This window comes from Microbacterium sp., from assembly GCF_030149085.1.
Classification (GTDB): Bacteria; Actinomycetota; Actinomycetes; order Actinomycetales; family Microbacteriaceae; genus Microbacterium.
Window position 1 is genome coordinate 1 of sequence record NZ_JASBSF010000127.1, and the last position, 6,983, is coordinate 6,983.

Annotated in this window: 9 protein-coding genes; 8 read left to right on the forward strand and 1 reads right to left on the reverse strand. The window is 67.2% G+C overall.

Annotation, left to right across the window (positions count from 1 at the left end; genetic code table 11):
• The 7 genes from Q1V87_RS05220 to Q1V87_RS05250 form a co-directional block, all read left to right on the forward strand.
• A partial coding sequence (locus Q1V87_RS05220) for a hypothetical protein (protein ID WP_300591133.1) occupies positions 1 to 1,100 on the forward strand: 1,100 nt, incomplete at its 5' end.
• Positions 1,097 to 1,795: a DNA-3-methyladenine glycosylase gene (locus tag Q1V87_RS05225; RefSeq protein WP_300591137.1), complete on the forward strand. Its 699-nt coding sequence runs from the start codon at positions 1,097 to 1,099 to the stop codon at positions 1,793 to 1,795. The genes Q1V87_RS05220 and Q1V87_RS05225, both read left to right, overlap by 4 nt.
• Positions 1,796 to 1,936: 141 nt before the next feature.
• Entirely contained in the window at positions 1,937 to 2,173 is a 237-nt protein-coding gene (gene rpmB, locus Q1V87_RS05230; protein ID WP_195692548.1) for a 50S ribosomal protein L28, read from the forward strand.
• Complete coding sequence (gene rpmG / locus Q1V87_RS05235) at positions 2,173 to 2,343, forward strand: 50S ribosomal protein L33 (RefSeq protein WP_005051772.1); 171 nt, start codon at positions 2,173 to 2,175, stop codon at positions 2,341 to 2,343. Before rpmB ends, rpmG begins: the two co-directional genes overlap by 1 nt.
• A gap of 3 nt (positions 2,344 to 2,346) precedes the next feature.
• Positions 2,347 to 2,652, forward strand: coding sequence for a 30S ribosomal protein S14 (gene rpsN / locus Q1V87_RS05240; protein WP_292707051.1), 306 nt, complete (start codon positions 2,347 to 2,349; stop codon positions 2,650 to 2,652).
• A 404-nt stretch (positions 2,653 to 3,056) separates the two neighbouring features.
• Complete coding sequence (locus Q1V87_RS05245) at positions 3,057 to 3,344, forward strand: HU family DNA-binding protein (RefSeq protein WP_195692545.1); 288 nt, start codon at positions 3,057 to 3,059, stop codon at positions 3,342 to 3,344.
• Between the two features lie 74 nt (positions 3,345 to 3,418).
• A complete protein-coding gene (locus Q1V87_RS05250; RefSeq protein ID WP_300591134.1) occupies positions 3,419 to 5,395 on the forward strand; it encodes a cytochrome c oxidase assembly protein in 1,977 nt (658 codons plus the stop codon).
• 13 nt (positions 5,396 to 5,408) lie between these two features.
• Here the strand turns inward: Q1V87_RS05250 and Q1V87_RS05255 are convergent, their stop codons facing one another.
• Entirely contained in the window at positions 5,409 to 6,533 is a 1,125-nt protein-coding gene (locus tag Q1V87_RS05255; protein WP_300591135.1) for a hypothetical protein, read from the reverse strand.
• A gap of 68 nt (positions 6,534 to 6,601) precedes the next feature.
• On the opposite strand from Q1V87_RS05255, the gene Q1V87_RS05260 reads away from it, so the two are divergent.
• On the forward strand, positions 6,602 to 6,983 hold a 382-nt coding region (locus Q1V87_RS05260; RefSeq protein WP_300591136.1), incomplete at its 3' end, for an AAA family ATPase.

Sequence of the window (6,983 nt, forward strand, 5' to 3'; positions counted from 1 at the left end):
ACACCGAATACACCGTCACGATCGACGGGGTGACCGGAGTCTCGGGTGGCCCGTCATCCACGATCACCGAGTCGTTCACCACCCCGCCGAGCGAGGTGTTCCTGCTGCAGCGCGGCACGGTCGACGGCGACACCATCTTCCGCACCGACCTCACCGGCGAGGCAGCCGTCGCGGTGTTCGCTCACCCGCACATCGAGGACTATCGCGCGACCCGCGACCACCTCGTCGTGCTCGTCGACGAAGACGGCGAGAGCGCGCTCATCATGACCGACCTCGACGGGCAGAATCCGGTCGAGCTGACCCTGCCGGGCACCGGATACATTGCTGACCTGCAGATCGCCGACCGAGGGGAGCGGATCGGGTACCTGTTCACCTCGGCGACGGTGGGGACGGGTATCGGTGACGAATCGGCGCTCTACACGGCATCCCTCGACACGCCGACCGCCGACCTTACGAAGGTCGTCGTCGCAGGGGCCGACGAGCGGGTCGCACAGTGGTCGTTCGTGCCCGATACAGACAGCGTGCTGCTGGTCGCCTTCGATGGCACGCTGCTGCTGACGGCTCCCGACGGATCGGCCCCGACAGCGCTCGGGCTCGCGCTCGCGATCGATGGCATTGCCCCGGGTACCGCCCAGGCCATCGTCGAGCGCGTCGACGGACTCGTCGTGCTCGATCTGCTCACGGGCGAGGAGACACCGCTCAATGTCGGCGACGACCCGGCAGTGATCGGCAGCGTCATGCCGCTCCCGCGCGGCGGCACCCTGCGCACGACGTTCCCGATTGCCGACACCGGCCTGCCGACCGGCGCGACATCCGTCGTCCTCGTCGATGACGCCGGGACGTCGACGGAGGTGTTCTCGGCACCCGATACTGACGCGGTTCTGCAGACCTGCGTGTCGCCAAGCGGACAGTACGCGGCGATGCTCGTGGCGCCCGACCTGGCATCCAACCCGTACGACACCTACCAGCTGCCCCTGCCCGCCACGGTAGAGACCCACATCGTCGAACTTCCGCGGGGCGATGGTTCCCAAGCCCGCGAACTCGTCGCGCTGGCTGGCTCGTCGATTTCGTGGTGCCGCCAGTCGGTGTCGTGGCGGTGAAGAACCGCGACGGACTGCGTCCGGCGACGCGCGCGGACCTATCCGGCCTACCGGTGGAGGTCGCGCCGACACTGCTCGGTGCGCATCTGGTCGTCGAGCTCGGCGGGGAGCGCGTTGTTGCCCGTCTCACCGAGGTCGAGGCCTACCACGGCGCTGGAACAGGGGAGGTTCCCGATCCCGGATCCCACGCGCGGTCGGGTCGCAGCGCCCGGAACGCAACGATGTGGGGGGCGCCGGGTCACCTGTACGTGTATCTCAGTCACGGCATCCATTCGTGCGTCAACGTCGTGTGTGCACCGGCGGGCGTCGCCGGTGGTGTGCTGCTGCGGGCTGGCGAGATCGTCGAGGGTGCTGAGGTCGCGATGCGACGCCGGTTCGGGGCAAGGGAACCGGGACCCGCGCGGGACCTCGCACGCGGGCCCGGCCGTCTCGGGCAGAGCCTCGGTCTGCGTCACGCGGCCCACGACGGCATCGATGCCGTCGCAGGCATGGGTCGTGCCGGGGCCGTCGCGCGGCTGCTCATGCGCGAGGAGCCACTGGCGCCCGTGGCGACCGGGCCGCGGGTCGGGGTCGCCGGAATCGCGGGCACGGATGCCTACCCCTGGCGGTTCTGGATCCCGGGAGATCCCACGGTCTCGGCGTTCCGCTGGGGCCGGGGTGCAGAAGGGGCGCGCCCAGCCGCCGTGCTAGACTGACTCTTTGTCTGCGCGCACTCCAGCACGCAGTTCGTGCCCTTCCCTCATCATCCGGCCAGAAATGGTCTGTCGAGTGCGGGGTGCAGACAAGGGATCTTGGGTGGGGCCGTCCGGCCTCACGGTACAGAAGGAGACATCACCATGGCTGCAGTGTGCCAGGTGACTGGAGCGGTTCCCGGCTTCGGTCACAACATCTCGCACTCGCACCGCCGGACGAAGCGCCGCTTCGACCCGAACGTGCAGAAGAAGACCTACTACGTGCCTTCGCTCGGTCGTAAGGTCACCCTGAACGTGTCCGCCAAGGGCATCAAGGTGATCGACGTGCGCGGCATCGAGTCGGTTGTGAAGGACCTGATCGCGAAGGGTGTGAAGCTCTAATGGCGAAGAAGGCTCAGGACGTTCGTCCGATCATCAAGCTGCGCTCGACCGCCGGCACGGGGTACACCTACGTGACGCGCAAGAACCGCCGCAACAACCCTGACCGCATCGTGCTGAAGAAGTACGACCCGGTCATCCGCAAGCACGTCGAATTCCGAGAGGAGCGCTGATCCATGGCTAAGAAGAGCAAGATCGCCCGTAACCAGCAGCGCCAGGCGGTCGTCGACCGTTACGCAGCCAAGCGCCTCGAGCTCAAGAAGCAGCTCGTGGACCCCAACGCAACCGACGAGCAGCGTGAAGCCGCCCGCGTCGGCCTGCAGAAGCTTCCCCGCAACGCGTCGCCGGTGCGTCTGCGCAGCCGTGACGCGATCGACGGTCGCCCCCGCGGTGTGCTGACGAAGTTCGGCATCTCGCGTGTGCGCTTCCGCGACATGGCTCACCGTGGCGAGCTGCCCGGTGTGACCAAGTCGAGCTGGTAAGCCAGCCCGCAAACAAGCACTGTCGAGCTGGTAAGCCAGCTCGCGAACGCCAAGGCCCGGCATCCTCACGGATGTCGGGCCCTTCGCGTTCCCGCGGCGACGTGCGCCGAGAATCCGATTCGGCGCCACATGCCGGGTTCCCGAGAGGATTCTCGGCGCCCAAACGGATTCTCGCGTCGGGTCGCGAGAATCGAGCGCCGCTGGTCGTGGGCAGTCACGGCAGTCACACGCGTCACTCCCGTGACACGACACGCCGCGAATCGGATGCCGATACCGCGTAAATCCGCGGAATTCCGGGGTTCGTGGGTATATTCGAGGTCGGTCGGCAAGAGACCAGCCGAGAGCCACCAGCTTTCGGTCCATGCACGAGGGCGGGGACTTCACCGCCTTGGAGGACAACCACAATGGCTGAAAAGTCCATCACCAAGACCGAGCTCGTCGCGAGCATCGCGAGCGCGACCGGTCAGAGCCAGGCCACCGTTTCGGGCGTCGTCGACGCGCTGTTCACCACTGTCGCCGAGGCCGTCGCCAAGGGCAGCAAGGTGTCGATCCCGGGCTGGGTCTCGTTCGAGCAGGTCGCCACCTCCGCTCGCACGGGCCGCAACCCGCAGACCGGCGAGGAGATCAAGATCCCCGCTGGCAAGCGCGTCAAGGTCTCGGCTGGCGCCAAGCTCAAGGCTGCTGCCAAGTAAGACCCTTCGTCTTCACCTCGAAAGGGGAGCGTCCGTCCGCGGATGCTCCCCTTTCGCGCGCGTAGGCTGAGGGGATGGATTCCCGCCTGCTGCGGGCGATCGGCCCGGCGACGCTCGTGACGGTCGCCGTCGTCGTGATGGTCGCCGCCCTTGCGTACGGTGGTGGCGCCGCGCCGCTGGTGATCGCGGATGCGGGACCCGTCGTTCGTTGGGGTCTGCCGACAGCGACGCTGGTCTTCAACCTCGCCGCGGCCGGGATGCTGGGATCGCTCATCCTGGCCCTGTTCGCTCTCAAAGCCGGCGATAAGGCCTTCACTGTCTCTGTGGATGTCGCATCCGTCTCGGCGGCAGTGTTCACCGTTGCAGCCGGCGTCACGGGGTTCTTCACGTTCATCGACGCCTTCAACGCCCAGGTGGCGCTCGGCCCCGAGTTCGGTTCGCAGTTCGGCAGGTTCCTGACAGACACCGATCTCGGCCGGGCGTGGCTGCTCACCACCATCTTCGGGGCGGTGCTCACGGTTCTCACGTTCGCGGTCCGCTCGTGGACGGGCACCTTCCTCGTCGCCCTCCTCGCGATCGCCGCGCTCGTGCCGGTGGGCACGCAGGGTCACTCGGGTGAGGAGGCCAACCACAACGCCGCCGTGATGGCGACGGTGCTCCACATCGAGGGAGCAGCGCTCTGGCTCGGTGGCTTGATGCTGCTGATCGTCATCCGCCCGGTGCTGCCGACGGATCGGATGACGACGGTGCTGCGTCGCTATTCGACGATCGCGATCGTCGCGTTCGTCGTCGTTGCGGCATCCGGGTACGTGCGCGGCGTCATCGGCGTCGTGACGTGGGAAGCGATGCTCTCGCCATACGGCGCGATCCTGGCCGTCAAGATCGTTGCCCTCGTCGCCATGGGGCTGCTCGGCGCCTGGTACCGGCTTCGGCTGATCGATCGACTTCGCGAGAGCCGCGCATCCCGGTTCTTCTGGTGGCTGATCCTGGCCGAGATCGGGTTCATGGGACTTGCCAGCGGCGCCGCCGTCGCGCTCGCGCGGACCCCGCCGCCGGTCGATACTTCGCTGCCCGAACTGCGTACGCCGGCCGAGTTCCTTACGGGCGCGGCGCTACCACCCGAGCTGACGCCGTGGCAGTGGGTGGCCGCGTGGGAGATCGACCTCCTGTGGGCACTGCTGTGTGCCTTTGCGGCATTCTTCTATCTCGCCGGCGTGTGGCGCCTTCGCGCGCGCGGCGACCGGTGGCCGCTGTATCGCACGGTGCTGTTCCTCTCGGGCCTCGTCATGCTCGCGTGGATCACCAACGGTGCGCACAACGTCTATCAGGAGTACCTGTTCAGCGTGCACATGTTCGGACACATGGCGCTGACGATGGGCATTCCGCTGCTGCTGGTCGCGGGTGCTCCAGTCACGCTCGCACTGCGAGCTGTGCGCAAGCGGGATGACGGAACGCGCGGCGGCCGCGAGTGGATCCTCTGGGCCATCCACACGCCGTTTGCGAAGGTCGTCACCAATCCGTTCTTCGCCGCGGGGAACTTCGTTCTCTCGCTCTGGCTCTTCTACTACACCGACCTGTTCCGCTGGAGTCTGTACGACCACCTCGGGCATGAGTGGATGATCTTCCACTTCCTGATCACGGGGTATCTGTTCGTGCTGTCGCTGATCGGCATCGATCCGGTCCCCTACCGCCTTCCCTACCCAGTCCGCTTGCTCATCCTGCTCGGGGTCATGGCGATGCACGCCTTCTTCGGCATCGCGATCATGATGAACAGCGGGCTGATGGTCGCCGAGTGGTTTGGTGCGATGGGACGCACGTGGGGGGCGACGCCGCTCGAAGACCAGTACATCGGCGGTGGCATCGCGTGGTCGATCGGAGAGATCCCCACCCTCATCCTGGCGATCACGGTTGCCATCCAGTGGAGCCGCAGCGACGAGCGAGCGCAACGGCGCGAGGACCGGCAGGCCGATCGCACAGCGGATGCCGAGCTCGAGGAGTACAACGCACGGCTGGCTCAGCTCGCCGAGCGGGACTCACGCGTCGGCCGCTGAGCGCGGCCCTGCCTCACCCGAGCAGAATCGATGCCGTGCCGTCGGGGAGGATGTCGATCGTTCCCGTGACGACGAAGGGGACGTCGACGCTGACATCGCTCACGCTGCCGTCGAACAGCGAGCGGGAGCGAAGCTCGATGTGGGCCATGGCGGCTGACTCGGCGATGCGCCACCCGGCGCCGTCGGCGACGAGCGAGACGGTCGGGTCTTGCACGATCGACCACGTCGGCAGGGTCACGATGCGGTCGGTGAGGTCGAACCCGAACGGGCAGGCGGTGGGCTGCAGGACCTCTTGCTGCGTGCACTCGTCGAGGAAGGCATCCACTTTCTCTTGCACGAGCGCGACGAACTCGTCGGATGCCGTTGCGGTGACGGTGACCGGGACACTGGTGAACGGGACGTCCGAGAGCATTGCCACGCCCGGTGAGGTGGCTGTGGGAGTATCGACGGTCACCGAGTAGATGCCGGGTGAGAACACCAGCAGGGGGATCGGCGCAGACAGGTCGGCGGCGGCTCCGTCCGGTGAGACCTGCCGTTTGTCCACGCTGAAGCCGTTCACCGCGAACTGTGACGAGCCGTTCACGGTGAGATCCATCACCGCGATCGGGCTCTGCGCGAACTCCCACCGGGGGAAGATCCCGTTCATGCCGTCTTGCTCGACCGAGAATGTCGTGGACGCCTCGTGGCCGCCCGCGGAGTACGCGAGGGTCACCGCGATGGTGTCGCCGGTGTTCGTCTCGGAGACGACGCGGATGTCGCTGAGATCGCCGAGTGCGCTCGATCGCAGGAAGTCCTCGGAGGCGTCCGCGGGGAGGCCGGCGGCCTCCAGGTCGGCAGATGAGACCGCGACTCCGGGCACGGCGAGTGCCTGCGTGGCGTTGCCGTCGGCGAGCAGGTTTGCGTAGCGGACCACGAACGCCGACGGGCCGTAGAACTGGGCGTAGAGCGTCGCGCCCGCCGCGATGAAAGCGGCGATGAGCAGTGCGCCGATGGCCGAGAGAATCACGAGGTCGCCGGCAACGGCGCGGCGCGCATCCCCGCGGCTGCGATGCGACGCGCGCGGCGCAGAGTCCACCGTGACCGTCGAGTCGGGCGCGGTGGCAGCACTGCCCGACGCCTTCTCCCCCGTGGTGCTCACGGCACCAGTCTAGAAACGACCCGCTGTGAGGACGCCCTGTCGCGGCGTGCGCTGGGTAGCATGGCCCGGTGCAGGCGCCCGAACTCTCCGCAGAGCAAGAGGCGCTGTTCCGGCTCATCGAAGACACGCGCGACCATGTCTTCGTCACTGGTCGCGCCGGAACAGGCAAGTCCACGCTCCTGCAGCACCTGTCTTACCGGACGAGCAAACAGATCGCCGTCTGCGCGCCCACCGGTGTCGCTGCCCTCAACGTCGAAGGCCAGACGATTCACTCTCTGCTGCGTTTGCCGATCGGCCTCATCGCGGATGCCGACCTCGAGCATCCTGATGCCACCCGCAAGCTGCTGAACGCGATCGACACCCTCGTGATCGACGAGATCTCGATGGTGAACGCTGATGTCATGGATGCGATCGATCGCTCCCTGCGACAGGCCCGCGGCCGTCGCGCCG